Origin of the sequence: Streptomyces sp. NPDC050703 (genome assembly GCF_040654435.1) — a bacterium.
Taxonomy (GTDB): domain Bacteria; phylum Actinomycetota; class Actinomycetes; order Streptomycetales; family Streptomycetaceae; genus Streptomyces.
Window position 1 is genome coordinate 134,021 of record NZ_JBFAHX010000003.1, and the last position, 25,950, is coordinate 159,970.

The 25,950-nt window shown below is 72.1% G+C and carries 26 protein-coding genes and 1 riboswitch; of the genes, 12 read left to right on the forward strand and 14 right to left on the reverse strand.

From position 1 onward, the window contains the following. Positions 1-10 precede the first annotated feature (10 nt). A complete protein-coding gene (locus tag AB0I16_RS03855) occupies positions 11-592 on the reverse strand; it encodes a flavin reductase family protein (protein ID WP_363247873.1) in 582 nt (193 codons plus the stop codon). Positions 593-1,035: 443 nt separating this feature from the next. Between AB0I16_RS03855 and cdgB the strand changes: the two genes are divergently transcribed. Continuing rightward, positions 1,036-2,670, forward strand: a complete 1,635-nt coding sequence (cdgB, locus tag AB0I16_RS03860; protein WP_363247709.1) for a diguanylate cyclase CdgB — start codon at positions 1,036-1,038, stop codon at positions 2,668-2,670. An 87-nt stretch (positions 2,671-2,757) separates the two neighbouring features. Further along, on the forward strand, positions 2,758-3,771 hold the full coding sequence (locus AB0I16_RS03865; protein WP_363247710.1) for a carbohydrate-binding protein: 1,014 nt from the start codon (positions 2,758-2,760) through the stop codon (positions 3,769-3,771). A 22-nt stretch (positions 3,772-3,793) separates the two neighbouring features. Here the strand turns inward: AB0I16_RS03865 and AB0I16_RS03870 are convergent, their stop codons facing one another. The 5 genes from AB0I16_RS03870 to AB0I16_RS03890 all read right to left on the reverse strand — a co-directional run bounded on the left by AB0I16_RS03870 (position 3,794) and on the right by AB0I16_RS03890 (position 9,121). Then, positions 3,794-4,642 (reverse strand): class II fructose-bisphosphate aldolase, encoded by an 849-nt coding sequence (locus tag AB0I16_RS03870; protein ID WP_363247711.1) that lies wholly within the window; start codon positions 4,640-4,642, stop codon positions 3,794-3,796. Positions 4,643-4,680: 38 nt separating this feature from the next. Continuing rightward, complete coding sequence (locus AB0I16_RS03875) at positions 4,681-5,616, reverse strand: 1-phosphofructokinase family hexose kinase (protein WP_363247712.1); 936 nt, start codon at positions 5,614-5,616, stop codon at positions 4,681-4,683. Positions 5,617-5,774: 158 nt separating this feature from the next. After that, positions 5,775-6,914 (reverse strand): N-acetylglucosamine-6-phosphate deacetylase, encoded by a 1,140-nt coding sequence (gene nagA, locus AB0I16_RS03880; protein WP_363247713.1) that lies wholly within the window; start codon positions 6,912-6,914, stop codon positions 5,775-5,777. Further along, a complete protein-coding gene (locus AB0I16_RS03885) occupies positions 6,914-7,912 on the reverse strand; it encodes an ROK family protein (RefSeq protein ID WP_363247714.1) in 999 nt (332 codons plus the stop codon). Before AB0I16_RS03885 ends, nagA begins: the two co-directional genes overlap by 1 nt. Before the next feature lie 315 nt (positions 7,913-8,227). After that, the gene (locus tag AB0I16_RS03890; RefSeq protein ID WP_363247715.1) at positions 8,228-9,121 is read right to left on the reverse strand and encodes a sugar isomerase; all 894 of its coding nucleotides are present in this window, start codon (positions 9,119-9,121) and stop codon (positions 8,228-8,230) included. 308 nt (positions 9,122-9,429) lie between these two features. On the opposite strand from AB0I16_RS03890, the gene AB0I16_RS03895 reads away from it, so the two are divergent. From AB0I16_RS03895 to otsB, 3 genes are read left to right on the forward strand one after another with little or no spacing between them, the layout of a single operon-like run. Further along, positions 9,430-10,647, forward strand: a complete 1,218-nt coding sequence (locus AB0I16_RS03895; RefSeq protein ID WP_363247874.1) for an extracellular solute-binding protein — start codon at positions 9,430-9,432, stop codon at positions 10,645-10,647. A 9-nt stretch (positions 10,648-10,656) separates the two neighbouring features. Further along, the gene (locus AB0I16_RS03900; protein WP_363247716.1) at positions 10,657-10,890 is read left to right on the forward strand and encodes a DUF3263 domain-containing protein; all 234 of its coding nucleotides are present in this window, start codon (positions 10,657-10,659) and stop codon (positions 10,888-10,890) included. 19 nt (positions 10,891-10,909) lie between these two features. Continuing rightward, positions 10,910-11,785, forward strand: coding sequence for a trehalose-phosphatase (otsB, locus tag AB0I16_RS03905; protein ID WP_363247717.1), 876 nt, complete (start codon positions 10,910-10,912; stop codon positions 11,783-11,785). On the opposite strand, the gene AB0I16_RS03910 is transcribed toward otsB, so the two are convergent. Both AB0I16_RS03910 and AB0I16_RS03915 read right to left on the reverse strand, forming a co-directional pair. Beyond that, a complete protein-coding gene (locus tag AB0I16_RS03910) occupies positions 11,782-13,200 on the reverse strand; it encodes a trehalose-6-phosphate synthase (RefSeq protein WP_363247719.1) in 1,419 nt (472 codons plus the stop codon). The genes otsB and AB0I16_RS03910 overlap by 4 nt on opposite strands. A gap of 76 nt (positions 13,201-13,276) precedes the next feature. After that, complete coding sequence (locus AB0I16_RS03915) at positions 13,277-14,221, reverse strand: glucosyl-3-phosphoglycerate synthase (RefSeq protein WP_363247875.1); 945 nt, start codon at positions 14,219-14,221, stop codon at positions 13,277-13,279. Between the two features lie 168 nt (positions 14,222-14,389). Next, positions 14,390-14,518: riboswitch (SAM riboswitch) on the forward strand. Between the two features lie 17 nt (positions 14,519-14,535). Between AB0I16_RS03915 and thrC the strand changes: the two genes are divergently transcribed. The 4 genes from thrC (at position 14,536) to groL (ending at position 18,812) form a co-directional block, all read left to right on the forward strand. After that, complete coding sequence (gene thrC, locus AB0I16_RS03920) at positions 14,536-15,828, forward strand: threonine synthase (RefSeq protein ID WP_363247720.1); 1,293 nt, start codon at positions 14,536-14,538, stop codon at positions 15,826-15,828. Positions 15,829-15,943: 115 nt separating this feature from the next. After that, positions 15,944-16,219: a MoaD/ThiS family protein gene (locus tag AB0I16_RS03925; protein WP_363247721.1), complete on the forward strand. Its 276-nt coding sequence runs from the start codon at positions 15,944-15,946 to the stop codon at positions 16,217-16,219. Between the two features lie 420 nt (positions 16,220-16,639). Further along, a complete protein-coding gene (locus tag AB0I16_RS03930; RefSeq protein ID WP_005315736.1) occupies positions 16,640-16,843 on the forward strand; it encodes a cold-shock protein in 204 nt (67 codons plus the stop codon). Between the two features lie 343 nt (positions 16,844-17,186). Further along, positions 17,187-18,812: a chaperonin GroEL gene (groL, locus tag AB0I16_RS03935; protein ID WP_076685541.1), complete on the forward strand. Its 1,626-nt coding sequence runs from the start codon at positions 17,187-17,189 to the stop codon at positions 18,810-18,812. A gap of 141 nt (positions 18,813-18,953) precedes the next feature. On the opposite strand, the gene AB0I16_RS03940 is transcribed toward groL, so the two are convergent. The 4 genes from AB0I16_RS03940 to AB0I16_RS03955 form a co-directional block, all read right to left on the reverse strand. Next, the gene (locus AB0I16_RS03940) at positions 18,954-20,237 is read right to left on the reverse strand and encodes a hypothetical protein (protein WP_363247722.1); all 1,284 of its coding nucleotides are present in this window, start codon (positions 20,235-20,237) and stop codon (positions 18,954-18,956) included. Positions 20,238-20,619: 382 nt separating this feature from the next. Then, positions 20,620-21,444 (reverse strand): serine protease, encoded by an 825-nt coding sequence (locus tag AB0I16_RS03945; RefSeq protein WP_363247723.1) that lies wholly within the window; start codon positions 21,442-21,444, stop codon positions 20,620-20,622. 81 nt (positions 21,445-21,525) lie between these two features. Continuing rightward, the gene (locus AB0I16_RS03950) at positions 21,526-21,840 is read right to left on the reverse strand and encodes a DUF397 domain-containing protein (RefSeq protein WP_363247724.1); all 315 of its coding nucleotides are present in this window, start codon (positions 21,838-21,840) and stop codon (positions 21,526-21,528) included. Next, complete coding sequence (locus AB0I16_RS03955; RefSeq protein ID WP_363247725.1) at positions 21,821-22,663, reverse strand: helix-turn-helix transcriptional regulator; 843 nt, start codon at positions 22,661-22,663, stop codon at positions 21,821-21,823. Before AB0I16_RS03955 ends, AB0I16_RS03950 begins: the two co-directional genes overlap by 20 nt. 114 nt (positions 22,664-22,777) lie before the next feature. Between AB0I16_RS03955 and AB0I16_RS03960 the strand changes: the two genes are divergently transcribed. The 3 genes from AB0I16_RS03960 to AB0I16_RS03970 all read left to right on the forward strand — a co-directional run bounded on the left by AB0I16_RS03960 (position 22,778) and on the right by AB0I16_RS03970 (position 23,927). Continuing rightward, complete coding sequence (locus AB0I16_RS03960; RefSeq protein ID WP_198503004.1) at positions 22,778-22,984, forward strand: hypothetical protein; 207 nt, start codon at positions 22,778-22,780, stop codon at positions 22,982-22,984. Beyond that, a complete protein-coding gene (locus AB0I16_RS03965) occupies positions 22,981-23,211 on the forward strand; it encodes a hypothetical protein (RefSeq protein WP_363247890.1) in 231 nt (76 codons plus the stop codon). Before AB0I16_RS03960 ends, AB0I16_RS03965 begins: the two co-directional genes overlap by 4 nt. Positions 23,212-23,324: 113 nt before the next feature. Beyond that, the gene (locus tag AB0I16_RS03970; protein ID WP_363247726.1) at positions 23,325-23,927 is read left to right on the forward strand and encodes a Uma2 family endonuclease; all 603 of its coding nucleotides are present in this window, start codon (positions 23,325-23,327) and stop codon (positions 23,925-23,927) included. A gap of 17 nt (positions 23,928-23,944) precedes the next feature. Here AB0I16_RS03970 and murQ read toward each other — a convergent pair whose 3' ends face one another. Together murQ and AB0I16_RS03980 are read right to left on the reverse strand one after the other, a co-directional pair. After that, positions 23,945-24,943, reverse strand: a complete 999-nt coding sequence (murQ, locus tag AB0I16_RS03975) for an N-acetylmuramic acid 6-phosphate etherase (protein ID WP_363247727.1) — start codon at positions 24,941-24,943, stop codon at positions 23,945-23,947. Between the two features lie 64 nt (positions 24,944-25,007). Next, a complete protein-coding gene (locus AB0I16_RS03980) occupies positions 25,008-25,928 on the reverse strand; it encodes a MurR/RpiR family transcriptional regulator (protein ID WP_363247728.1) in 921 nt (306 codons plus the stop codon). Positions 25,929-25,950 lie beyond the last annotated feature (22 nt).

Genomic DNA, 25,950 nt, shown 5'->3' on the forward strand with positions numbered 1-25,950 from the left:
GCGCGCGGCCTCAGCCGAGCTGCCGGTACCGGCCGCGGAAGTACGCGAGCGGCGCCCCGTCACCGCCGGGCACGGACGCCGTGAGGACCCTGCCGATCACCAGCGTGTGGTCCCCGGCCCGCACCGTCTGCTCCGTACGGCACTCCAGGGCGGCCAGCGCGCCGCCGACCAGCGGGGCGCCGGACCTCTCGCCCCGTACGTACGGGATGTCCTCGAAGAGGAGGCGGTCGCTGATCCGGCCCTTCATGGCGAAGCGGCCCGCGATGTGGCGCTGGCTCTCCGCGAGCACGGAGACCGCCCACATCGGCTGCTCGGCGAGCAGGTCGTCCATCCGGGAGCCCTCGCGCAGGCTCACCATGACCAGGGGCGGGTCGAGGGAGACGGAGAGGAAGGACGTCGCCGTCATGCCGACGTCCTCGCCCGCGGGGGCGCTCGGGTCGTCCGGGTCCAGGCCCGGCTCGCGCGCCGTCACCAGGACGACGCCGGCGGCCAGGCGGGACATGGCGGCGCGGAACTCGTCGTTGCTCACCCCCTCAGCATGCCCATCCTGTGACGGGTGGCGTGGGGTGGACGGGGCGGGGAGTGTCTTCAGTACGTGAGCCACGGTACCGACGCTAGCCCGGGTGGCTCCTCCGTCACATCGGGCCCTGGGCCGAGACCGGTCCTAGGTCCGACGGCGGAGCGGAGCCCCGCACGCGCGCGTGACCGTGCCCCCGGAACGGGAACCCGGAGGTGGCACGCGGTGCCGCCGGACGCCCCGGACGGCGAAGGGTCTGGACCAACGGCGGTGCCTCACCTGTGACTTGAGTCACAGGGCCCATATTTTGTTGACCCTGTGTACCGGGTGGGCAGCTCGCTGTGATTCAGTGACGGTGGCAATTAGACACTGAGGGCACAAGGGCACAGAACACAAGGGCACAGAACAACAAGGGCACAGAACACACGGACACAGAACGCACGGACACGGAAGCAGACGAAGACACTGCGGGCGCTGCGCATCCTGGAGTTGCTGTCGAGGTCTCGGGGAGAACGAGCATGGAGACCGAGTCGGAGCCGTACGTCCGTCTTGCGACCCTGCGGCAGCTGCATCAGGTGGTTGCGGAGCTGAACACGGCCCGCAGCCTGGCGGACACGCTGCAGACGGTCGCCGACGGCGTCGTCAACGGCCTTGGCTATGAGCTGGCGTGCGTCAATCTCGTGCGCCCGGACGGCGACCTCGTCGTCGCCGCCTTCGCGGGCAACCCCTCCGCCGAGGCCCTCATCACCGGCCGCGTCGGCTCCCGCGACGCCTGGGAGCGCCGCCTGGCGATGGGCGAGTCCTGGGGCGCCCTGCGCTTCATCTCGTACACCGAGGGCTGGGTCCTCGACGACGACGACGTCCCGCAGTGGTACACCGAGGGACCCGAGCCGCGCTTCGAGGACGAGTGGCACCCCGCCGACCGCCTCTTCGCCCCGATGTACGCCTCAGGCGCCGGCGGCGAGCTGCTCGGCGTGATCTCCGTGGACCGGCCGCGCAACGGCCGCAGGCCCGGCGCCTGGGGCCGCGAGGCCCTGCAGATGTACGCCTTCCAGGCCGCCATCGCGATCAGCAACGCCCGGCTGCGGGCCAACATGCAGCGCGCCCTCGTCCGTCTTGAGCGGGAGCAGCAGGCGCTGCGGGCCAGCGAGGAATCCTTCCGGCAGGCCTTCGAGTACGCGCCGTCCGGCATGGCCGTCGCGGAGATGGGCGGCGACCAGCACGGCCGCATCCTGCGCACGAACGACGCGCTCTGCCGCCTCCTCGGCAGGCCCGCATCGGCGATGCGGCGCTATGCGTTCTCCGACCTCGTCCACCCCGAGGACATCGGGACGCTCCTGCGCACCTCCGCCGAGGGCGGCAGGGCCGAGCTGCGGCTAGCGCGCCGCGACGGCACGTACGTCTGGGTCAGCCTGCGCAACAGCGTGGTCGCCGACGCCGCCGACGGGCCCCGCTTCCTGCTCACGCACGTCGAGGACATCGAGGAGCGCAAGCGGCGCGAGCTGCAGCTGGCGCACCGGGCGAGCCATGACTCGCTGACCGGCCTGCCGAACTCCGCGGAGCTGCGGGCCAGGCTGGGCGCCCGGCTCTGCCGCAGGCCCCACGCGGGGCAGCCGAGCGCCGTGGACTCCCTGGACGCCGCCTACGAACACGGCTTCGACTTCGGGCCCGCGTCCCCCCAGACGGACGACGGTTTCGACCACCACGTCCACACCGTCGCGCCCGAGGGCCGCGAGGGCGACGTGGACGACGGCACCAAGGGCCTCGCGGTCCTCTTCTGCGACCTCGACGGCTTCAAGTCGATCAACGACCGCTTCGGGCACCACACCGGCGACGCCGTCCTCATCGAGGTCGCGCGGCGCCTCACCAACGGCGTGCGGGACGGGGACACGGTCGCGCGGCTCGGCGGCGACGAGTTCGTCGTCCTCGCGGACGGCCTCGGCCGCGCCGACGCCCAGGACCTCGCGGTGCGGCTGCGGAACGCGATCATCCCGCCGATCCGCGTCGACGGGCGGGCGGTCCGCGTGGGCGCGAGCTTCGGCATCGGCTGGGCGCACTGCGGGATGTCGGCCGACGAAGTGTTGCACTCCGCCGACCAGCGGATGTACGTGGAGAAACGCTCACGTGCCAAGCAGCACCGGCGGGCGGGATAGCGGTATCGATGAGGTCAAGGCCACCCGTTGGCCTCATCGGGAGCGGGTAGGCTCCCCGCGTCAGCGATATGAGGGAGTGACCTGGGAATGACGCCCGGCAATAACGGCGAGAACACGCCGAGCGCGCCGCAGGGCGACGACGATCCGTTCGGCTACCTGTACGAGGACGGGCAGGCTGCCGGGGCGACCCCGCCCAGCGGCGGGGGCGGCTACGGGTACCCGGGTCCGCGCTCCTCGTACAACCACGTCAGAGCGGTCGGCGACCGCCGCCCCGCCTACGGTCAGCAGACGTACGGGCAGCAGCAGGCGTACGGCCAGCACCAGGCGTACGGGCAGCAGGTCCCGCAGCAGCAGCCCCAGCAGGCATACGGCCAGCCGAACGCGCACTACACCGCGCCCGAGGCCCAGCCGGGCGGGGCCCCCGCCGCGCACCCGCAGCACGCGCCCGCGCCCTCGGGCCGGGGCCGCGGCCCCAACAGCAAGGGGCTGCTCATCGCGGCGACAGCGGTGGTGGCCGTCGTCGCCGTCGGCATCGGCGCGGCCCTGGTCTTCGGCGGTGACGGCGACAAGCAGGACGGCGGCGCGGAGGCGAGCGGCAAGCCGACGCAGGCCGAGACCGTCGAGCCGAGCGAGAAGCCGACGAAGAAGCCGAAGAAGGAAGCCGAGCTGCCGAAGACGGACGCGAAGGCCCTGAAGCTGGACGGCGGCACGACCACGGCGTCCGACGTCGCGGGCGCGAAGGCCGACGGCGGCGTCTACGTGGCGGGCTTCGACAAGGTCGGCGCCCAGGTGACGTGGACGGTCGACGGCATCGAGGAAGCGGGCTCGTACAGCCTGCGGGTGAACTACGGCGTCCCCGGCAAGGACTCCAACGCCACGATCCTCGTCAACGGCAAGAAGCAGACCCGCCCGCTGAACATGAAGAACTTCGCCGGCGCCAAGGAAGGCGACTGGGAGAAGGGCTGGACGAACACCTGGGCCGTCGTGCAGCTCACCAAGGGCACCAACACCGTCACGCTCACCTGCGACCAGAGCAACCTCTGCGGCTCGGTCGGCGCGAACATCGACCAGATGTGGCTCGTCAAGGGCGAACAGGGCTAGCCCTGAGCGCCCCCGCCGAGGGTCACCGCAGCAGTCCCAGGAAGTCCGCCACCGTCCCGGCCATCGCCTCGCGAGCCGGGACGAGGTATTTCCGGGGGTCCACGCCCTCGGCGTCCGCCGCCAGGTACGCGCGGACCTCGCCCGTGAACGCCGTGTTCAGGGCCGTGCCCACGTTTATCTTCACCATGCCGGACGCGACCGCGCGGCGGATCTCGTCGTCAGGGACGCCGCTGGAGCCGTGCAGCACCAGCGGGGCGGGGACGGCCGCCGCCAGGGACGCGATCAGGGCGTGGTCGAGGGCCGCCGTGCGCTCCGTCATCGCGTGCGAGGAGCCCACCGCCACCGCGAGCGCGTCGACGCCCGTCGCGGCCACGTACGCGGCGGCCTCCGCCGGGTCGGTGCGCACCCCCGGGGCGTGGGCGTCCAGCGGCGCCTCGCCCTCCTTGCCGCCCACCTTCCCCAGCTCCGCCTCGACCCAGATGCCCCGCGCGCGACCCCAGCGCACGGCCTCGGCCGTGGCCGCCACGTTCTCCTCGTACGACAGCTTCGAGGCGTCGAACATGACCGAGCTGAAGCCCTCGGGGTGGGCCGCCCGCAGCAGGGCCACGTCCGTGACGTGGTCGAGGTGGAGCGAGAGGCGGGCCGAGGAGGAGCGGGCGACCGCCGTCGCCGCCGCCGCGATGGGGGCGAGGCGCCCGCGGTGGAACTTCACGGCGTTCTCGGAGATCTGGAGGATCGCGGGGACCCCGGCGCGCTCGGCGCCGAGGGCGATGGCCTCGGCGTGCTCCAGGGTGATGACGTTGAACGCGGCGACGCCGTGACCCGCGGCGCGGGCCTCCGCGACGAGTTCGCCGGTGCTGACCAGTGACACGGTGCTCCCCAGTTTGCGGTTTCGTGTGGCGGATCAGGTCACGCCGCGGCCCGGTCGGTCACCGTGACGCGCGGCAGCAGGTCCTCGTAGGTGCGCGCGTCGTACTCGCCCGCCGCAGGGGCGGCCACCGTCGCCGCCGAGAGGGCGACGGCACGGGCCAGGCGCTCCGGCCACGGCAGCCCTTCGGCGAGGCCGGAGAGCAGCCCGGCGACCGCCGAGTCGCCCGCTCCCGTCGGGTTGCCGCGGACCACGGCCGGGGGCCTGGCCTGCCAGGCGCCCTCGGGGGTGACGGCGAGGAGCCCGTCGGCACCGAGGGAGGCGACCACGGCGTGCGCGCCCCTGCGGCGGGCGTCGCGGGTGGCCTGCCCGGGTTCGTGGGAGCCGGTCAGCTCGGCCAGCTCGTCGGCGTTGGGCTTGACGATGTCGGGGCGGGCGGCGACGCCGCGGCGCAGCGGCTCCCCGCTGGTGTCGAGCAGGACCGGCACGCGGGCGGCGCGTGCGGCGCGTACGAGGAGCGCGTAGGCGCCGACGGGGACGCCGGGCGGCAGGCTGCCGCAGAGCGCGACGGCGCGTGTCCCCGGGGTGCGCAGCAGCTCGTCGTAGGTGTCGAGGAAGGCGGTCCACTCGGCGGGGGCGACGGCGGGGCCCGGCTCGTTGAACTGCGTGGTGTCGCCCGTCGTGGCGTCGGCCACGGCGAGCGTGCGGCGGGTGGTCCCGGCGACCCGGGCGAGCGCGTCGGTGACGCGGGGCTCACCGGCGGCCAGGTGCTCGCGCAGGGCGCGCCCGGTGTCCCCGCCCGCGAAGCCCGTGACGGTCACGTCGTGGCCGAGGGCGGCGAGGACGCGGGCGACGTTGAGGCCCTTGCCGCCGGGGCGTTCGGTCACCTCGGTCACGCGGTGCGAGGCGTGCGGGGTGAGGGCGGGCACGCGGTAGGTGAGGTCGAGGGCGGTGTTCAGCGTGACGGTGAGAATCACCCGTGCCACCCCCCGAAGCCGTCCCGCGGAACGTGCTCGCCGACGCTCCCTCTACGGCTCTGATCATGCCAAACAGAAGGCGGTTGGCCCAGGGGTGAGGGTCAACCGCCTTCGTGCGCCCGCCAGTGGACGGGGGGTCAGAAAGTGATGGGCCGCCCCTAATGGGGCGCTACCACCCATTCGCCCCTGCGCATGACGCCCTTGAGGTCGAAGTCCTCGTCGAGTACCACCAGGTCGGCGTACTTGCCGGGCTCCAGGGAGCCGACCGTGTCGTACATCCCGAGGAGCCGGGCGGGGTTGGCGGACAGGGCGCGGACGGTGTCCTCGACGGACAGCCGGTCGACGGTCACCGAGCGCTTGAAGGCGCGGTCCTGGGTGAGGGTGGAACCCGCGATGGAACCGCCCTCGACGAGCCGCGCCACGCTGTCCCTCACCTCGACCTCCAGCGGGCCGAGCATGTACCGGCCGTCGCCGAAGCCCGCCGCGTCCATCGCGTCCGTGATGAAGGCGACGCGGTCCGCGCCCGCGCGGTGGAAGGCCAGCTCCAGGGCGGCCGGGTGCAGGTGCGTGCCGTCGTTGATCAGCTCGACGGTGACCCGCTCGTCCTCCAGGAGGGCGGCGATCGGTCCGGGGGCGCGGTGGCCGAGGCCCGGCATGGCGTTGAAGAGGTGCGTGGCGACGGTGGCACCGGCGTCGACGGCCTCCACCGTCTGCTCGTACGTGGCGTCCGTGTGGCCGACCGCCGCGATGACGCCGTGCTCGGCGAGCAGCCGTACGGAGTCGATGCCGCCGGGGAGTTCGGTGGCGAGGGTGACCATCCTGGCGTGGCCGCGGGCGGCGTCGACCAGCTTGCGGACGTCCGCGGGGTCGGGGTACCTGAGCAGGCCCTCGCTGTGCGCGCCCTTGCGACACGGCGAGATGAAGGGGCCCTCGAAGTGGATGCCGGCGATGTCGCCCTGCTCGGCCAGCTCGCTGAGGAGCCCGGCGCGCTGGGCGAGGAAGTCCATCTCGCCGGTGACGGTCGAGGCGACGACCGTGGTCGTGCCGTGCAGCCGGTGCGTGTGCACGCCCTTGAGGACGTCCTCCACGGTGCCCGAGGTGAAGGAGGCCCCGCCGCCGCCGTGGTTGTGGATGTCCACGAAGCCGGGGACCAGCCAGTGGCCGGACAGGTCGACGGTCTCGGCGTCCGCGGGAGCGCTCCCGCGGATGCGCGCGCCGTCCACGATGACGCGGCCCGCGGGGACCGTACCGGTCGGCAGTACCACTCGGGCACCGGTGAGAACCTTGCTGGCGGCCATCAGGCGGTTACCTCCGTGGCGTCGGGATGGGGGGTGTCGGGGTGCGAGGGGTCGCGGTGCGTGGCGGCGGGCTCCGGGGCGTCGACGAGGTCCCAGGCGAGGAGCCCCGCGCCCAGGCACCCGGCGGTGTCGCCGAGGGCCGCGGGGACGATGTCGGGCAGCGTCTGGAACTGCACGACGCGTGCGGCGACGGCGGCCCGCAGCGGCGTGAACAACGTTTCCCCCGCTTCGGCGAGCCCGCCACCGATGATCAGCGTGTCCGGGTCCAGCAGGGTGAGGGCGGTGAGCAGTCCGTCCGCCAGGGCGTCGACGGCGCCGTGCCAGACCTCCAGGGCGCGGGGGTCGCCGGACTCCACGGCCTTGGCGCAGTCGGCGGCGTCCGCCGTGGGGTCGCCGCTCGCCTCGGCCCACGCCTTGCTGACCGCCGAGGCGGACGCCAGGCGCTCCAGGCAGCCGCGCTGGCCGCAGCCGCAGGGCGGGCCGCCGGGGCGTACGACGATGTGGCCGATCTCCCCGGCCGAGCCGTGGGCGCCGGGCTCGATGGCGCCGCCGATGCCGATGGCGCCCGCGATGCCCGTGCCGAGCGGTACGAAGAGGAAGCGCTCGGCGGTCCTGCCCGCGCCGATGCGGCCCTCGGCGAGGCCGCCGGTGCGGACGTCGTGGCCCAGCGCCACGGGGACGCCCGCCAGGCGGGCGCTGAGGAGGTCCCGCAGGGGGACGTCGCTCCAGCCGAGGTTGGCCGCGTACACGGCGACGCCGCGGTCCGCGTCGACGATGCCGGGTACGGCCACGCCCGCCGCGGCGGCGGGCTCGCCGTAGTGGGCGATGCCGTGGGCGCGCAGGTCCTCGGCGAAGCCGAGGATGCTCTCCACGACGGCCTCGGCCCCGCGGTCGCGGCCCGTCGGGCGGCGCGCCTCGTACAGCAGGGTGCCGTCCGCGCCCACCAGGGCGGCCTTCATTCCGGTGCCGCCCACATCGAGGGCGATGACGTGTCTCACGCCCCCCAGTCTCGCGCGTCACCCCATGAAAGGTCTAGTCCACTCGCGGTAATCGCTCGCTTCTCGCGGGGACGCGGCTCGCACGGCGGCCCCCGGGCACCGGCGGCGCGGCGGACACCCGCCACCCGCCCGGCTCCGCTCCTGCGGTGGCGATCGGGTTGCCGGGTGCCGGCTGCCGGGTGGGTGGGTGGGAGAGGCTCCGCCGCGCAGCGGCGGTCGGGGTCGAAGCCCCGCGCCTCCGCGAGGGCGACCGCGGGGGAGAGGCTCCGCCGCGCAGCGGCGGCACCGGGCGCCCGGAAGGCGCCCCCGCCGGCCTCAGCTGAGGATCACGCTCCGCGTGAGGTTCCGCGGCCGGTCGGGGTCGAAGCCCCGCGCCTCCGCGAGGGCGACCGCGAGCCGCTGCGCGCGGATCAGCTCGGCCAGCGGGTCCGCCTCCTGGCGGGCGACCAGCTCGCCGCCGACCCGGGCGACGTCCCCCGCCAGCCCCTCGGGCAGCGTGCCGAACATCCAGGCCACCCGGCCGGGCCCGGTGATGGAGATCGGCCCGTGCCGGTACTCCATGGCCGGGTAGGACTCCGTCCAGGCCCCCGCCGCCTCCCGCATCTTCAGCGCCGCCTCAAGAGCCAGCCCGTACGTCCAGCCGCGCCCGAGGAACGTCCACTGCTCCGCCCCCACGACGGACGCCGGCAGCGGCTCCGCGATGGCCAGCTCGGCGTCGACGGCGGCGTCCGCCACCGGCTTCACCCCGGGGATCTCGCCGAGCCCGGCCCGCAGGAACGCCAGGGCGGTCGTCGCGAAGCGGGTCTGCACGACCGACTCCTCGTCGGCCCAGTCGAGGACGGCCACCGCGTCCGCCGCGTCCATGACCGGCGTCTTCGGGTCGGCGGTCAGCGCGACCGTCGGAACGGTCCCCTTGAGCCGCCCGAGGAGTTCGAGGACCTCCGTCGTCGTACCGGAGCGGGTGATCGCGACCACCCGGTCGTACGTCCGCCCGGCGGGGAACTCCGACGAGGCGAAGGCGTCGGTCTCGCCCTGTCCCGCGGCCTCCCGCAGCGCCGCGTAGGCGATGGCCATGAACCACGAGGTCCCGCACCCGGTGACGGCGACCCGCTCACCCGGCTGCGGCAGCCCCTCGAAGGAGGCGGCTGCCTCCGCCGCCCGCTGCCAGCAGGCGGGCTGAGTGGCTATTTCTGCTGCGGTACGCGACATGCGCCAAGGCTCCTCGTCAGTGCGGGACCGGTGCGGGACCGGTGGGAGACCAACATGCCCCGCACAGACGTCACGTGCATAGCAGCCGCACCCCGCACCAGGCAACGGTGCCCGGCCTCCTGGGGCCCTTGTGGCGGCCGTTGCACAAGTGATACTCGGGTGGTGTAGACCTTGTATCCGGACTCGGGGGAAACTCGCAGTTCAAAAGCTTTGGGGCGGGCAAGCCCCGAGTACGCGGAAGCAATGAGGGTGGGACAGCTGTGCAGCGGCGCGTGACAGGACTGACCGCGGCGGTGGCCGTACTGGGCATGGCGGGTGTGCTCGCCGGCTGCGGCGGACCGGGCGACTCGGGCGACGTCACCCTGAAGCTGGTGGCCGCGGACTACGGCGACTCCGCCGCGAACAGCTCCAAGAAGTACTGGGACAAGGTCGTCAAGGGGTTCGAGGACGAGAACCCCGGCATCGACGTCGACGTCACCGTGCTCTCCTGGAACGACGTGGACCGCGAGGTCAAGGAGATGGTCAAGAAGGGCGAGGCGCCCGACCTGGCCCAGATCGGCGCCTACGCCGACTACGCCGCCCAGGACAAGCTGTACGAGGCCGACGAGGTCCTGTCCATCGCCACCCAGGCCGACTTCCTCGCCCCGCTCGCCCAGGCGGGCGAGGTCAACCGCACCCAGTACGGGATGCCGTTCGCCTCCTCCACGCGCCTGCTGTTCTACAACACCAAGCTCTTCAAGGACGCGAACCTCACCCCGCCGCAGAGCTGGAGCGAGCTGCAGGCCGACGCGAAGACCCTCAAGGCGCGCGGCGTGAAGTACCCGTACGCGCTGCCCCTCGGCCCCGAGGAGGCGCCCGCCGAGACGCTGATGTGGATGCTCAGCGGCGGCGGCGGTTACACCGACAACGTCAGCTCCTACAGCATCGACTCCGCCCAGAACGCCAAGACGTTCTCCTGGCTGCGGGACGAGCTGGTCGGCAAGGGCCTGACCGGCCCGAAGGCGCCCGGTGAGCTGAACCGCGCCGAGGCCTTCGCGGCGTTCGCGCGCGGCGAGGTCGGCATGCTCAACGGCCACCCCACGCTGATGAAGATGGCGCGCAAGAAGGGCGTGAAGTTCGGCATGGTGCCGGCGCCCGGTGTCAACGGCAAGGCGCAGGCCACGATGGGCGTCGCCGACTGGATGATGGCGTTCAAGCAGAACGGCCACCGCAAGGAGGCCGGCAAGTTCCTCGACTACGTCTACAGCAAGAAGAACGTGCTCGAATTCTCCAACGAGTACGACATCCTGCCCGTGACCAGGTCGGCGTCCGAGACGATGGCCGCCGAGCGCGGCGACAGCGAGCTGGGCAAGTTCCTCAAGGAGCTGCCGACCTCGCAGCTCTACCCGGTGGGCAAGACGTCCTGGGCGCAGGTCTCCGCCGACATCAAGAAGGACATCGGCAAGGCCGTGGAGCGCAACGGCAACCCTGCATCCGTGCTCGGCCGCATCCAGAACCGGGCGGTGGCCGCGGAGAGCGCGGAATAACGTGTCGGCATGAACGGACACGAGCTTTCGGAGCGGGACCGTGCCGTGCTCGCCCTCGAACGGCGCGACTGGCCGGGCCCCGGCGCCAAGGAACGCGCGGTGCGCGAGGAGCTGGGCATGGTGCCGGTGCGCTACTACCAGCTCCTGAACGCCCTCCTCGACGATCCCCGCGCCCTCGCGCACGACCCGATTACGGTCAATCGGCTGCGCCGGGTGCGGGACTCGCGGCGCGAGGAGCGCTGATCCGGTTAGGGTCGGGGCCATGGGTGACCCTACGTACGCGCAGCCGGCCGAGCCGGGACGTCCCGGACTGCCCGAGCCCGTCACGCGGGCCGGCCGTGACGGCCTCGCCGCGATCCTGGCGCGGCCGGAGAGGGCCGTCGTGGCCCTCGACTTCGACGGCACGCTCGCCGCGATCGTGCCCGACCCCGAGCAGGCCCGGGCCCACCCCGAAGCGGTGCCCGCGCTCGCCGCGCTCGCCCCGCGGCTGCGGTCCGTCGCCGTGGTCACGGGCCGCCCGGCGGGCGTCGCGGTGCGCTACGGCGGCTTCGCGGGCGTGCCCGGCCTCGACCACCTGGTGGTGCTCGGGCACTACGGCGCCGAGCGCTGGGACGCCGTCACCGGCACCGTGCAGGCGGCGGAGACGCACCCGGGCGTCGCCGCGGTCCGGGCCGAGCTGCCCGGTTTCCTCGACGCGATCGGGGCGTGGCGCGGCACCTGGATAGAGGAGAAGGGCCGCGCCGTCGCCGTCCACACCCGCCGCGCGGAGGACCCGCAGGCGGCCTTCGACGCCCTGCGCGAGCCGCTGGCGGAGCTGGCGGGACGCCACGGTCTGATCGTCGAGCCGGGCCGCATGGTCCTGGAGCTGCGCCCGCCCGGCATGGACAAGGGGGTCGCCCTCGCGGAGTACCTCCGCGAGGTGGGCGCCGAGTCCGTCCTCTACGCGGGCGACGACCTGGGTGACCTGCCCGCCTTCGGAGCGGTGGAGAAGCTCCGCTCCGAAGGGGTCGCGGGCCTCCTGGTGTGCAGCGGTAGCGCGGAGGTCGCGGAACTGGCGGATCGCGCGGACCTGGTGGTCGACGGCCCCCCTGGGGTCGTCGACCTCCTCTCCGCCCTCACGACCGCACTCCCCGGCTAGGACGGGCCCCCGGTCAGGGCGTGCAGCTGGTCGAGGAACCACTGCGTGGGCGGCAGCGCCGTGGCCGCCGCCGCGAGGCGCTTCGTGCGCTCCGCCCGCTCCTCCGGGGCCATGCCGAGCGCCGAGTGCAGCGCGTCCGCCGTGGCGGAGATGTCGTAGGGGTTCACCGCGATGGCGTCCTCGGCCAGCTCCTCGTACGCCCCGGCCTCCCGCGAGAGCACCAGCGCGCACCCCTCGTCGGAGACGACGGGCACCTCCTTGGCGACGAGGTTCATCCCGTCGCGGATCGGGTTGACCAGCGCCACGTCGGCGAGACGGTACGCCGCGAGCGACCGCGCGAAGTCGTCCTTGACGTGCAGGACGACCGGCGTCCAGCCCTCCGTGCCGAACGCGGAGTTGATCGCGTCGGCGACCCGCGAGACCTCCGCGGTGTAGTCGCGGTAGACCGCGAGGTCCTGCCGCGAGGGGTAGGCGAAGGCGACGTGGACGACCCGCTCCCGCCACTCGGGGCGGTCCTCCAGGAGCTGCCGGTAGGCGTGCAGGCCGCGCACGATGTTCTTGGAGAGTTCCGTGCGGTCCACCCGGACGATGGTCTTGCGGCCCTCGCCGATCTGCTCGCGCAGCGCCCGCATCCGCTCCTCGACGTCGTCACGCCGTGAACGCTCCCGCAGGAAGTCCGCGTCGGCGCCGAGCCCGTGCACGCCGATGCGCGTGCCGGAGGTGCCGCCGAGCAGCCGTACGCAGCACTCGGTGAAGTTGTCGGCCCACCGCCCGGTGAGGAACCCCAGCCGGTCGGCGCCGAGCATGCCGCGCAGGACCTGCTCCGCCACGTCGTCGGGGAGCATCCGGAAGTAGTCGGCCGGCGCCCACGGGGTGTGGGAGAAGTGGCCGATCCGCAGGTCGTCGCGGAGTTCGCGCAGCATGCCGGGGACGAGGGTGAGGTGGTAGTCCTGGACGAGGACCGCGGCGCCGGGCGCCGCCTCCGCCGCCAGCGCCTCGGCGAACGCGCGGTTGTACGTCTCGTACGCCGCCCACTGGGCGCGGAACTCCGGGCCGAAGGCCGGTTCGAGCGGCGTCTGGTACAGCATGTGGTGGACGAACCACAGGACCGAGTTGGCGATGCCGTTGTAGGCCGCCGCGTGCACGCCCTCGCCGGCGTCCGCGTCGACGTCGAGCATCCGCACGCCCGGCTCGGAGACCCCGCGCCGCACGGCCTCCCTGTCGCCCTCACCGAGCGCCGCGCACACCCACAGGGCGTCCGCCTCGTCGCCGATGGCGCTCAGTCCTGAGACGAGTCCGCCGCCGCCGCGCTTGGCGGCCAGCTCCCCGTCCTCTCCCACGGAGTACGAGACGGGGCCGCGGTTGGACGCGACGAGTACCTGCGCTGCTGTCGAGGAACGGGGCTCTGGAACCATGTGGCAAAACGTAGCCCGTACCGGAAACGCTCAAACGTACGCCGAGCGGACTCCGCCAGACACCCCGGACAAGCGCTTACGCCACGCGCCGGTGCGCATACTCGGAGATACCGGTCATCGGCGGCCGTTCCTCCGTGTCCACCGCGTACGTACGCGGCACGAATCCGTGCTCGCCCCGCTCGAACTGCGTCAGCTCCGGGCGTACGAGGTGTCCGCGCGCGAGCCGCAGTTGTGCCGTGCGGTAGATGGCCGCCGCCATCCGCCCCAGCGCCTGCCCGTCCTGGTGCCTGTGCCTGCGCACCCCGACGTCGACCTGTGCGAGCGCGTCGAGCCCGACGGTGTGCAGCGCGTCGACGAGCAGCCCCAGCTCCACCCCGTACCCGACGGGGAAGGGCAGCTGTTCGAGGAGGGACCTGCGGGCCGCGTACTCGCCGCCGAGCGGCTGGACGAACCCGGCGAGCAGCGGCCAGTGCATGTTCAGGAGCGGGCGCGCCATCAGCTCGGTGACCCGGCCGCCCTGGCCGGAGGTCGCACCGAGCGGGCGGTCGTACATCGCCTTCACGAGGTGCACGTCGGGGTCGGTGAGCAGCGGGCCCACTGTCCCCGTGACGAAGTCCGCGGAGAACTCCCTCAGGTCCGCGTCGACGAACGCCACGATGTCGCCGCCGGTGACGAGCAGCGAGCGCCACAGCACCTCGCCCTTGCCCGGCACGGCGGGGAGCCGCGGCAGGATGTCGTCCCGGTGGACGACCCTGGCGCCGGCCTCCGCCGCGACCTCGGCGGTGCGGTCGGACGAGCCGGAGTCGACCACCACCAGCTCGTCGACCAGCGGTGCCCGCTCCATCAGCTCGCGGCGGATCTCGGCCACGATCGCGCCGACCGTCCGCTCCTCGTCGAGGGCGGGCAGGACGACGCTCACCGTCGCGCCGGACGCGCGCTTGGCCGCGGTGAGCCGGTCCACCGGACGGTCGGCGACCGACCAGGAACGCCTGCTCAGCCAGCGCTCGGCCTCTTCCAGCACGGTCAGTGTCCTCCCCATGTGTGGTGCGTATGTGATCCATCTCGCGGTGCGGACGACTATCTCAAGGGTCCGGGGCTTCGGTTACAGTCTTGAACAACGCCGGTGGCCATCGCATGTCGGGGTCACCGCCGCGTTCACGACCCACAACTGAAACCCATAATCGAAAACCGCTCATCCAGAGGGGCAGAGGGATACGGCCCGTTGAAGCCCCGGCAACCCTCCCGCCGACCGCGAGGTCACGGTGGGGAAGGTGCCAATTCCGTCTCGCGGCGAGATGCGTCGCGAGGAAGATGAGGAGAAAGGGCCTCGCCTCCATGGCTGTTCAGACCGTCGCCACCGAAACGACCCCGACCGTCGACCTCGGACCGGCCTCCGGCCTCTCGTGTCGCGAGTGCGGCACCACGTTCCCCCTCGGCCCCATTTTCGCCTGCGCCGAGTGTTTCGGCCCCCTCGAAGTCTCGTACGACCTGCCCCTCGGCGACCCGGAGTCGCTGCGCAAGCGGATCGAGGCGGGCCCCGCCAACATCTGGCGCTACGCCCCGCTGCTCCCCGTCCCCGCCGACGTGGCCGGCAAGCCGAACCTGAACCCCGGCTGGACCAAGCTCGTCAAGGCCGACAACCTCGCCCGTGAGCTGGGCGTCGAGCCCGGCAAGCTGTTCGTCAAGGACGACTCGGGCAACCCCACGCACTCCTTCAAGGACCGCGTCGTCGCGCAGGCGCTCGAAGCCGCGCGCGCCTTCGGCTTCACCACGCTCTCCTGCTCCTCCACCGGCAACCTCGCGGGCGCCGTCGGCGCCGCCGCGGCCCGCGCCGGCTTCCGCTCCTGCGTGTTCATCCCGCACGACCTGGAGCAGGGCAAGGTCGTCATGGCCGCGGTCTACGGCGGCGAGCTGGTCGGCATCGAGGGCAACTACGACGACGTGAACCGCTTCTGCTCCGAGCTCATCGGCGACCCGCTGGGCGAGGGCTGGGGCTTCGTCAACGTCAACCTGCGGCCGTACTACGGCGAGGGCTCCAAGACCCTCGCGTACGAGATCTGCGAGCAGCTCGGCTGGGAGCTGCCCGACCAGCTCGTCATCCCGATCGCCTCCGGATCGCAGCTCACGAAGATCGACAAGGGTCTCAAGGAGCTGATCGCGCTCGGTCTCGTGGCCGACAAGCCGTACAAGATCTTCGGCGCGCAGGCCGAGGGCTGCTCGCCGGTGTCGGCCGCCTTCAAGGCCGGACACGACGTCGTGCGTCCGCAGAAGCCGAACACCATCGCCAAGTCGCTGGCCATCGGCAACCCCGCCGACGGTCCCTACGTCCTCGACATCGCGCGCCGCACGGGCGGCGCCGTGGAGGACGTGAACGACGAGCAGGTCGTCGAGGCGATCAAGATCCTCGCCAGGACCGAGGGCATCTTCGCGGAGACCGCCGGCGGCGTGACCGTGGGCGTCACCAAGAAGCTCGTCGAGGCGGGGCTCATCGATCCGTCCCTCACCACGGTCGTGCTGAACACGGGGGACGGCCTCAAGACGCTCGACGCCGTCGCCGAGACGTCGCAGGCCACCGCCACGATTCCGCCGAGCCTCGACGCCTTCCGCGCCGCGGGGCTCGCCGACTAGTCGCCGTGGGGCCCCGGGACCGTCGTCGGCCGACGGTCCTGGTCCGTCCTCGCGCGGTTCCCCGCGCCCCTGGGAGGGGCGCCACAGCCACCCCCGACTTCAGAGGTGAACCTTCATGAGCGTGAACGTCCGCATCCCCACCATTCTCCGCACCTACACCGGAGGCCGGGCCGAGGTCGCCGCAGAGGGGGCCAACCTCGGTGAGGTCATCGCCGACCTGGAGAAGAACCACACCGGCATCGCCGCCCGCGTCCTCGACGACCAGGGCAAGCTGCGCCGCTTCGTCAACGTGTACGTGAACGACGACGACGTCCGTTTCGAGCAGGGCCTGGAAACGGCCACTCCGGACGGCGCGGGCGTCTCGATCATTCCCGCCGTCGCCGGCGGCTGATCATTTGTGCAAGCCCCCTGCGTAATCTGAATTGCCCCCTCCGTGAGAGAAACGGAGGGGGCAATTCTGCATGGTTGAGCGCGGTACAGTTGGGGAACGTGCTTCGCTTTCCAAGCCGAGTGCATGGACGAAGTCGGCCGGGAGTCGACAAGAAGCAGCCAAAGCGCGACACCCTTATGGGCCTTCTGTGGCTTTTGCCCGGCCCGACTTGCCCCGGAATCCGGGGAACTCTCCATGAATCGCCGATCGGCCATGCCCGGAATTCTCGTCCGATTGACCTGTTGCAGACGGCAGTTGGACAGATACATTCAGCGGCGGTCGACGCGTTCCGGCGCACACCCCCAACCATTGGGGGGTGAGGTCTGACCCGGGTCCGCGAAGTGCGGTCCTGTGCAAGGGCCAGTAATAGGGGAGTTAGGCATGGCTCAGGGCACCGTCAAGTGGTTCAACGCGGAGAAGGGGTACGGCTTCATCGCGGTCGACGGTGGTGCGGATGTTTTCGTCCACTACAGCGCGATCCAGATGGACGGCTACCGCACCCTGGAAGAAGGTCAGCGAGTCGAGTTCGAGATCTCGCAGGGCCAGAAGGGTCCGCAGGCGGACATGGTCAAGCTCGCCGTCTAGCTCGGCGCGAACGGCCACCGACGCAAGCATCGCGAGGGGCCCGTATCCCGTAGGGGGTACGGGCCCCTCGTGTGCGTCGCCGCCGCCGGCGACTGTCCGGGAACGGCCAGAGGCGCTTGCACTCGCAGGGGTCGAGTGCTAATCATGGGGCTTAGCACTCTCCCAGTGAGAGTGACAGAACTTGGATCGGGTCGGTGAGGCCCGCACGCCGGGTGGGGCAGGGAACCACAAGGCGCGCAGGCCGTCCGTCGCGGGCGCCAGCACGGTCCGTTTGCTGCTTTTCCTTCTTCGGGCCCTTGACGGGCCGGGGGAAGACCCCATTCGTCCGGGAGGACCACTTCACATGGCCAAGATCATCGCGTTCGACGAGGAGGCACGGCGCGGCCTCGAGCGCGGCATGAACCAGCTCGCCGACGCCGTCAAGGTGACCCTGGGCCCCAAGGGTCGCAACGTCGTCCTCGAGAAGAAGTGGGGCGCCCCCACGATCACCAACGATGGTGTGTCCATCGCCAAGGAGATCGAGCTCGAGGACCCGTACGAGAAGATCGGCGCCGAGCTGGTCAAGGAGGTCGCGAAGAAGACGGACGACGTCGCCGGTGACGGCACGACGACCGCGACCGTCCTGGCCCAGGCCCTGGTGCGCGAGGGTCTGCGCAACGTGGCCGCCGGTGCCAACCCGATGGCGCTGAAGCGCGGCATCGAGAAGGCCGTCGAGGCCGTCTCCGGCGCGCTCCTGGAGCAGGCCAAGGATGTCGAGACCAAGGAGCAGATCGCTTCGACGGCCTCCATCTCCGCCGCCGACACCCAGATCGGCGAGCTCATCGCCGAGGCGATGGACAAGGTCGGCAAGGAAGGCGTCATCACCGTCGAGGAGTCCCAGACCTTCGGTCTGGAGCTGGAGCTCACCGAGGGTATGCGCTTCGACAAGGGCTACATCTCGGCGTACTTCGCCACCGACATGGAGCGTATGGAGGCGTCGCTCGACGACCCGTACATCCTGATCGTCAACTCCAAGATCTCCAACGTGAAGGACCTCCTTCCGCTCCTGGAGAAGGTCATGCAGTCGGGCAAGCCGCTGCTGATCATCGCCGAGGACGTCGAGGGCGAGGCCCTGTCGACCCTGGTCGTCAACAAGATCCGTGGCACCTTCAAGTCCGTCGCCGTCAAGGCCCCGGGCTTCGGTGACCGCCGCAAGGCCATGCTCGGCGACATCGCCATCCTCACCGGTGGCACCGTCATCTCCGAGGAGGTCGGCCTCAAGCTGGAGAACGCCGGTCTCGACCTGCTCGGCCGCGCCCGCAAGGTCGTCATCACCAAGGACGAGACGACCATCGTCGACGGCGCCGGTGACAGCGACCAGGTCCAGGGCCGCGTCAACCAGATCCGCGCCGAGATCGAGAACAGCGACTCGGACTACGACCGCGAGAAGCTCCAGGAGCGCCTGGCGAAGCTCGCGGGCGGCGTGGCGGTCATCAAGGCCGGTGCCGCGACCGAGGTCGAGCTCAAGGAGCGCAAGCACCGCATCGAGGACGCCGTCCGCAACGCGAAGGCGGCCGTCGAGGAGGGCATCGTCGCCGGTGGTGGCGTGGCCCTGCTCCAGGCCTCCCAGGTCTTCGAGAAGCTGGAGCTGGACGGCGACGAGGCCACCGGTGCCGCCGCCGTGAAGCTGGCCCTTGAGGCCCCGCTGAAGCAGATCGCCGTCAACGCCGGCCTTGAGGGCGGTGTCGTCGTCGAGAAGGTGCGCAACCTGACCGTCGGCCACGGCCTGAACGCCGCGACCGGTGAGTACGTCGACATGATCGCCGAGGGCATCCTCGACCCGGCGAAGGTCACGCGTTCCGCCCTGCAGAACGCCGCGTCCATCGCCGCGCTGTTCCTCACCACCGAGGCCGTCATCGCCGACAAGCCGGAGAAGGCGGGCGCCGCCCCGGCCGGCGGCGGCATGCCGGGCGGTGACATGGACTTCTGATCGGCCTCTGGCTGATCACCGTCCTGACGTACCGAGGGCGGCACTCCTTCTCACGAAGGGGTGCCGCCCTCGGGCATTTCTTGTGCCCGCCGCTCAGCGTTCGTAGCGGTACCGGCAGGCCGCGACGCGCGGTCGAGTCGCCTACGGCAGCCGGTCCAGGAGCCAGGTGCTGAGTTCCTCGGTCACCAGGGTGTGCGGTTCGTTGTGCGAGGCGCAGCGGAACTCGTCCAGTTCGCTCTCCTGCTCCGCCGAGGCCGTGACGGGGGCGTAGAGCTTCTCGTGGGTGTCGATGTCGCGCAGGGCGATCGCGCTGACCGTCGGCACGAAGCAGTGGTCGCGGATGTCCGCCTCCGAGCCCAGTCCGATGAGGGCCGGGATCTTGTCCAGCTCGTCGGCGAGGATGCCGAAGCCCTCAAGGGTGCCGCCGGGGGCGCCGTCGATCTCGGGCAGGCCGGAGGTGCGGACGCGCGGCTTGCGCAGGGTCACGACGCGGAGCTGGGCGACCAGCTGGTCGTGGCCCGCGCTCTGGGTGTGCAGATGGGTGCCGGTGATCGCCAGGCCCGTGCCGTGGAAGGCCCGCACGCCGGGGCGGATGCCGTTGCCCTCGCCGGAGCGTGCGCCGTTGGCCACGCCGATCTTGCGCGGTCGCGCGGGCCAGCCGCCGACCCGTTCCAGCTCGGCGAGGAACTCGGCACGGGCCTTGTCGGTCTCCGGGGCGTCGTCCCACTCGGCGATGTGCTGCCACAGGAGCTGACGGGCCGCCGGGCTGTTCATCTGGTGGGAGAAGGCCGGGTTCAGCCGCCGGATGTAGTGCGCGAACGACTGGAGCGCGATGGGCACCCAGGCGCCGCGGTGCGGGCTGTCGTAGGAGAAGTACAGGCCGGTCTGGTGGTCGTTCTCCTCGCCGCCGTCGTGCTCCATCCTGGCCAGCGCGTACCGGGCGACGAGGCCGCCCATGCTGAAGCCTCCCACGGTCAGCGGGTGGTCGCCCGTCCGCTGCGCGACGGCCTCGCGGACCGCCGCGCGCACGGCCCTGGCGTTGTCCAGGATCGAGGCGCCGCGCTCGTCGAAGCCCAGCAGGACGACGTCGTACCCGCGCCGCCGCAGCTCGCCCAGGAACGGGTACGGGCCGCGCTCCAGGATCTCCCAGGAGTAGTCCAGGTCGCTCGGGCCCGAGTTGAAGCCGTCGGCGATGATCACGGGCCGGGTCAGGCCGCCTCCGGGGTCGGCGAGGTACACCCACGCCCGCCCCTCCGGCAGCGCCCACTCGTCGTCCGGCTCCGGCGCGGGCGCGGGTGCCTCCCTGGCCTCCCTGGGGCCGGGCGCCAAGGTGACGCGGGCCGCGCTCCCGAACGCCTCGGCGATCCGCGGGTCGGCGGGCTCGTGCGGGTCGCCGGACGCGTTCGGTTCGGTGGGTTCGGTCATGAGGGTCCCCTCCGGTTCGTACCGCTTCGATGGCGTGCGTCTGCCGGGCACGTGCGGTGCCATCTTTGGTACGTCCGGCGGGCGCCGGGTAGGGGGAGCCGCCGATTCCGGTGGGCGCCCGGAACCTTTCGGACAGCGCGGCTTCGGCCGCTTACGCGTGGGGCGCGAGGGAGGCCGGCCGTCCTGCCAGGGACGCCCGCCCGGCGGCGGGCCCGGAGCGGGCGCCGGTCGGCGGCGCGTCGGCCAACCCGGCGCCCGCGCCGGTCGCTCCCCGGGCGCGCGCACGCGACAAGTCTGTCGCGAAGCCGACCGGGACCGGCGCCCTTCCCGCCGGGCCGCGCGGCGCCGGTGCCGGGCCGCGCGGCACCGCGGGGAGTCCGGATCAGCCGTTGCGGGCCATCGTCCGGTGTATCCAGCCCGCGTGGGCGGGCGCACTGGTGTAGAGCCCCGGGCCCTCGCTGCACCGCACGCCCGGCGCGCCGGGGCCCGAGGTGACGCCGATCAGCTCCCAGCGCCCCTTGCGGTCCCGCTGGACCTGGGGGCCGCCCGAGTCGCCGTGGCACGCCATGGCCTTCGGCACCTGGCTGATCGTGCACAGACGCGTGCTGTCGGCGTAGCCCGGCGCGCACTCGGAGACCGCCCCGCGCCGCGTGTCCAGCTCCTGGAGCCGGTCGGGGAAGACCACCTCGGTGGCGTCGGGCGAGTCGTCGGTCCTGCCGAAGCCCATGATGCGGGTCGGAGTGCCGGGCTTCCCCGGCTTGTCCGCGATGCGGATGGGCTTCTCGGAGACCGCGCGGTTCAGCCGGATCAGGGCGACGTCGTGGCGGTTGGGACCGCTGTCGTCACCGTTCCTGTAGCTCGGGTGCGTCACGGTCTTCGCGATGGACCGTACGGTGCCGCCGGACTTCCGCCACTCGCTGCCGACCCGGACGGTGCCGTCCAGGGTGACGAGCTTCGGGTCCACGCAGTGGGCGGCCGTGAGCACCCACTTCGCGTCGATCAACGACCCGCCGCAGACCCCCTTGAAGGTGGGGTCGTCCACACCCGTCACCGGGATCGACACCATGGAGGGGTACCGCTGCGTGGAATCCTTTCCGTTGACGATGGCTTCGGCGCTGCCGGACATCATGGCGGCGCACGCCGCGCCGGCCAGGGCCACCGCGGCGGTGCGCGCCACCGTGCGGCGCGAGGACTTCAGGCTGAACACTGGTTCTCCGATCGGACGAGCAGGTGCGACATGCTCAGCCTCGGCGATCAAGGGGAACCGATCCATCCGGTCAGCGGGCCTCTACGGGGTGGGGCAAACCCCCGGCCGGCCATCGGGGCTCCCCTCGATCCCGGGAAGCCCCCCGATGAACGCGGACCAGGCGGGGGCCCGGAACACGAGCCTCGGCCCTGCGGGGTTCTTGGAGTCACGTACCGGGACGACTTCGGGGTGCCCGTCAGCGACCTCCAGGCAGTTACCGCCGCTGCCGTCGCTGTGGCTGGACTGGCGCCAGCGAGCGACTTCGAGGCAGTCGCCGCCGCTGCCACCGCTATGGCTGGACTTGTGCCATACGGCTGCGCTCAGGTCGTACGCATACTCAAGGGTGCTGTTCTCCATGCCCGTAATCCTGCGCCACTGAGTCGATCAGGGCCAGGGAATCCTTTGGACTGAGTGCAGCCGCCTGCAGCAGGCTGATCAGCAGAGCGTGGTGAGCAACAGTGGCGGGGTCGTCGAGCAGCTTGCCCATGTTCGGTCCTTCCACGAAGGAGAGCGGAGGCGCATCCTCGAACTCCATCAGCTTCAAACTGCCCTCCATGGCTGCGTGAGCCCCCGCGCCGAACGGCAGCACCTGCACGATCACGCGGTGCCTGCGCGCGAGCCCCGCCACGTGGCGCAGCGCTTCGGCCATCACCGGGCCGCCGCCGACCTCGCGTCTCAGGGCGGCTTCGTCGAGCACGGTCCACAACAGCGGCGTTGTTGGGTCGTCCAGGAGGCGCGCTCGGTCAAGGCGGACGGCTACGTGGGCGTCGATGGTCTCGTCCAGTGCGGTCGGGTGGTAGGCGCGGAAGACCTCCTCCGCGTACGCCTTCGTCTGGAGCAGCCCCGGGATCAGGAGCATCGCGTACTGCCGGATCGCCGTGGCGACCGCTTCCGCCTCCGCCGCCTCCGCGAAGTGATCGGGGTACCGGGACTTCGCCAACGCACCGCAATTCCGGGCGAAGAAGCCCCCTGTGCCCAGCACCGAGTCGAAGTGCTCCGCATACTCCCTATGCATCCTGCGCGTACCCGCCTCCAGTTGCCCGATGAAGGAGCCGCTGACGAACAGCGGTGCTCCCAGGGCCTCCTGGCTGAGGGCCGCCCGCTCCCGGGCATGGCGGAGTTCCGCGCCGAGGAGCGCGCGGGGGTTGGAGGACGGGTCCAGGTCCTTGGGTCGGGTCATGCGCAACGCCTCCACCTGACACGGGGGGTTGTTGGGTCGCCGGAGCTGTTCAGCGTACGCGCGCACCGCCACGCTGGGTGAGCAAACGGAAACAGTAGGTGAGAGGCAGAGACCATGGCGTTGACGGTGGAGGAACGGTTGCTGGCGGCGGAAGAGGCGGTCCGGCAGTTGCGGGAGGGCCTTGCCGGGGTCGGGGTCACGCTGCCGTCGCTGCGCGTGGACGTGCTGACGGCGGCGGGCGCGCTGCCGCTGGTGGAGCTGGGGCGCTGCAACCTGGACACGGCGCTGCGGCTCGCGGCGGTCCTTGAGGGGGCCCGGTGAACGAGGATCCGGTCGTGCCGGAGACGGGCACGTACGCCGTGGACCACAGGGACGGCAGCGTGGGGCAGGTGATGGGCTGCGAGGGCGGCCTGGTCCAGCTCCGGCCGCTCGGCGGCGGCCGGGAGTGGGACTGCCCGCCCGCCGAGGTGCGGCCGGTGCCGGCGATGGACGTGCTGCGGGAGCGGGTGCGGGAGCTGAACCGGCAGATCCAGGCGAGGCCGCGGTGATCGGGGCACCGCCTCGGCCGCCCGTTCGTGGGACGCTGAGAGGAAGAGGACAACGACCGCAGGCTCGTCGATCTACGCTCACGCGCCGAGGGCTTCAAGAGAAGGGACCCGCTATGACCGCAGCACTGGTCGAGCACGACACGGCTCCGGACCGCCGCTCGTGGGACCTCCTGCTCCAGGCATGGCGTGAGCTGGATGTGCCGGAGGGCTGGCACGCCGAGATCGATGAAGGGCAGATTGTCTTGGTACCGCCGCCGCACAGGCATCACAACGGAATCGCGGATGCCCTGCAGAGGGTGCTTTACCGGGTAGCCCCGGACGAACTGGGGGTCTATCAGACCCTCGGCGTCCACATCGCCCCCCTGGACAAGCTGTACGTCCCCGATCTCGTACTCGCCCCCCGCGAGACGGTCGACGCGGCCGACCCCGACACCAACGACCCGCTCGACGCGGCGGAGGCCCTGTTCGTCGTCGAGATCACGTCGCAGAGCAATGCCAAGGACGACCGCACCAAGAAGCTCTGGGCCTACGCGCACGCCCCCGTCCCGGTCTACCTCCTCGTGGACCGCTTCGACGAGCACGGGCCGACGGCCACGCTGTTCACCGGCCCGCAGAACGGGGCCTACAAGCATGCGGAGCGGGTGCCGTTCGGTGAGCCCCTGAAGCTGCCGGCCCCGTTCGCGGCGGTCGTCGACACGGCCGGCTTCCCCGGCTGAGCCTGCGGCTCGGCGCCCTAGCCGCCGCGGGAGGCGTCCAGGGCGTCGCGGAGGTGGCCGCGTGAGGTGGTGAGGAGTTCGGCGGCGGTGGGGCCGTCGACCTTGCCGAGGATGGTGAGGATGGCGTTCTTCACCTCGCCGTCCGTGGCGGCGAGGGCGGCCTCGATCTCGTCGTCGGCGGCGCCCGTCGCGAGGGCCACGATGCGGCGTGAGCGGGCGCGCAGCTTCTCGTTCGACGCGCGGACGTCCACCATCAGGTTCCCGTAGGTCTTGCCGAGGCGGATCATCGTGATCGTCGAGATCATGTTGAGGACGAGCTTCTGGGCCGTGCCCGCCTTCAGACGGGTGGAGCCGGTGAGGAGTTCGGGGCCCACGACGACCTCGATGCCGTGCTCGGCGGCTGCCGCGAGGGCGCTGCCGGCGTTGCAGGAGAGGCCGATGGTGAGGGCGCCGCAGCGGGCGCGGGCGTGCTCGACGGCGCCGATCGCGTACGGGGTGCGGCCGGAGGCGGAGACGCCGACGACCACGTCGTCCGCGGTGAGGGAGAGGCCGTCCAGGTCCTCGGCGGCCAGTTCCTTGCTGTCCTCCGCCCCCTCGACCGACTTGACCATGGCGCCCGGCCCGCCCGCGATGAGGCCGACGACCTCCGACGGGTCGGTGTTGAACGTGGGCGGGCACTCCGAGGCGTCGAGCACGCCGAGGCGGCCCGCGGTGCCCGCGCCCGCGTAGATCAGACGGCCGCCGCGGGCCATGCGCTCGGCGGTGCCGTCGATGGCGGCGGCGATGGCCGGGAGCTGCTCGGCCACGGCCGCGGGGACGGTGGCGTCCTCGCCGTTCATGATCCGGGCGATCTCCAGGGTGGAGCGCCGGTCGATGTCGGAGAGGTCGGGCCGGAACGCCTCGGTGGTGAGGGTGGCGAGCTGGGCGCGCAGCTCGCCGTAGTCGCCGTGCCGGGGGCTGTCGCCGCGCCCGCGGTCGCCGGGGTGGGAGGGGGTGGCGTCGGTGGTGGAGGTCATGGCTTCTGCGGCTCTTCCGTGTCTCTCGTGGGCGAGGGGGGTTGGTGGAGAGAATCTGCTCGCGTCAGCGGCCGGCGCGCGGGCTGTGGCGGTGCGCGAGTGCTTCGTAGGAGGCGGCGAGCGCCGGGGCCGCCGTCTCGTAGGTCCGCTGGGCGACGCCCACGAACAGGCAGTCGACGACGAGCAGTTGGCTCGTGCGCGACGACATCGCGGCGGGCCGCAGCTCGCTCTCGCGGGCGGTGGACGTGGTCAGTATGTGATCGGCGTACTGGGAGACGGCGCCGTCGGGGCGGCCGGTGATCGCGATCGTGGTGGCCCCGTGCTCGAAGGCGACGCGCAGCGGTTCTATGACGTCGCCGGTCGAACCGGAGTGGGTGATCGCGATGGCCACGTCCTTGGCGCGCAGCGTCACGGCGTTGGTGACCGCGAGGTGCGGGTCGGAGTGGGCGTGCGCGACGTGGCCGATGCGCAGCAGCTTCTGGGCGAGGTCCTGGGCGACGAGGCCGGAGGCGGCGACGCCGTAGATCTCCGCGCGCCGGGCGCCCGCGAGCGCGGCGACGGCCGCGCCGAGCTGCACGGTGTCCAGTCCGGCCGCGGTGTCGGCGAGGGTCTGCTGCTCGTCGTAGGCGAGCTTCGCGACGACGTCCGCGATCGGGTCGTCGACGGCGATGTCCGCGGTGACGGCGGGCGCGCGCCCCGACTGCTGCTGGGCGGCGAGCCCGGCGAGGGCGAGCCGCAGGTCGCGGTAGCCGGGGTAGCCGAGGAGGCGGGCGGTGCGGACGACCGTGGCCTCGCTGGTCCCGGTGAGTTCGGCGAGGCCGGTGACCGTGAGGGCCGCGCAGCCGGCGGGGTCCCCGGCGACGGCCTCGGCGACCCGCTGCATGGACCGCGTCATCGTGGGGGCCAGGGTCCGCACCTTGGCCGCGAGGGCGGCGGGGGCGGGGGGCGCCGCGCCCGTGAAAATTTCCTTCACGTCATTGGTCACGCCTGAAAGGTATTTTCGGGGC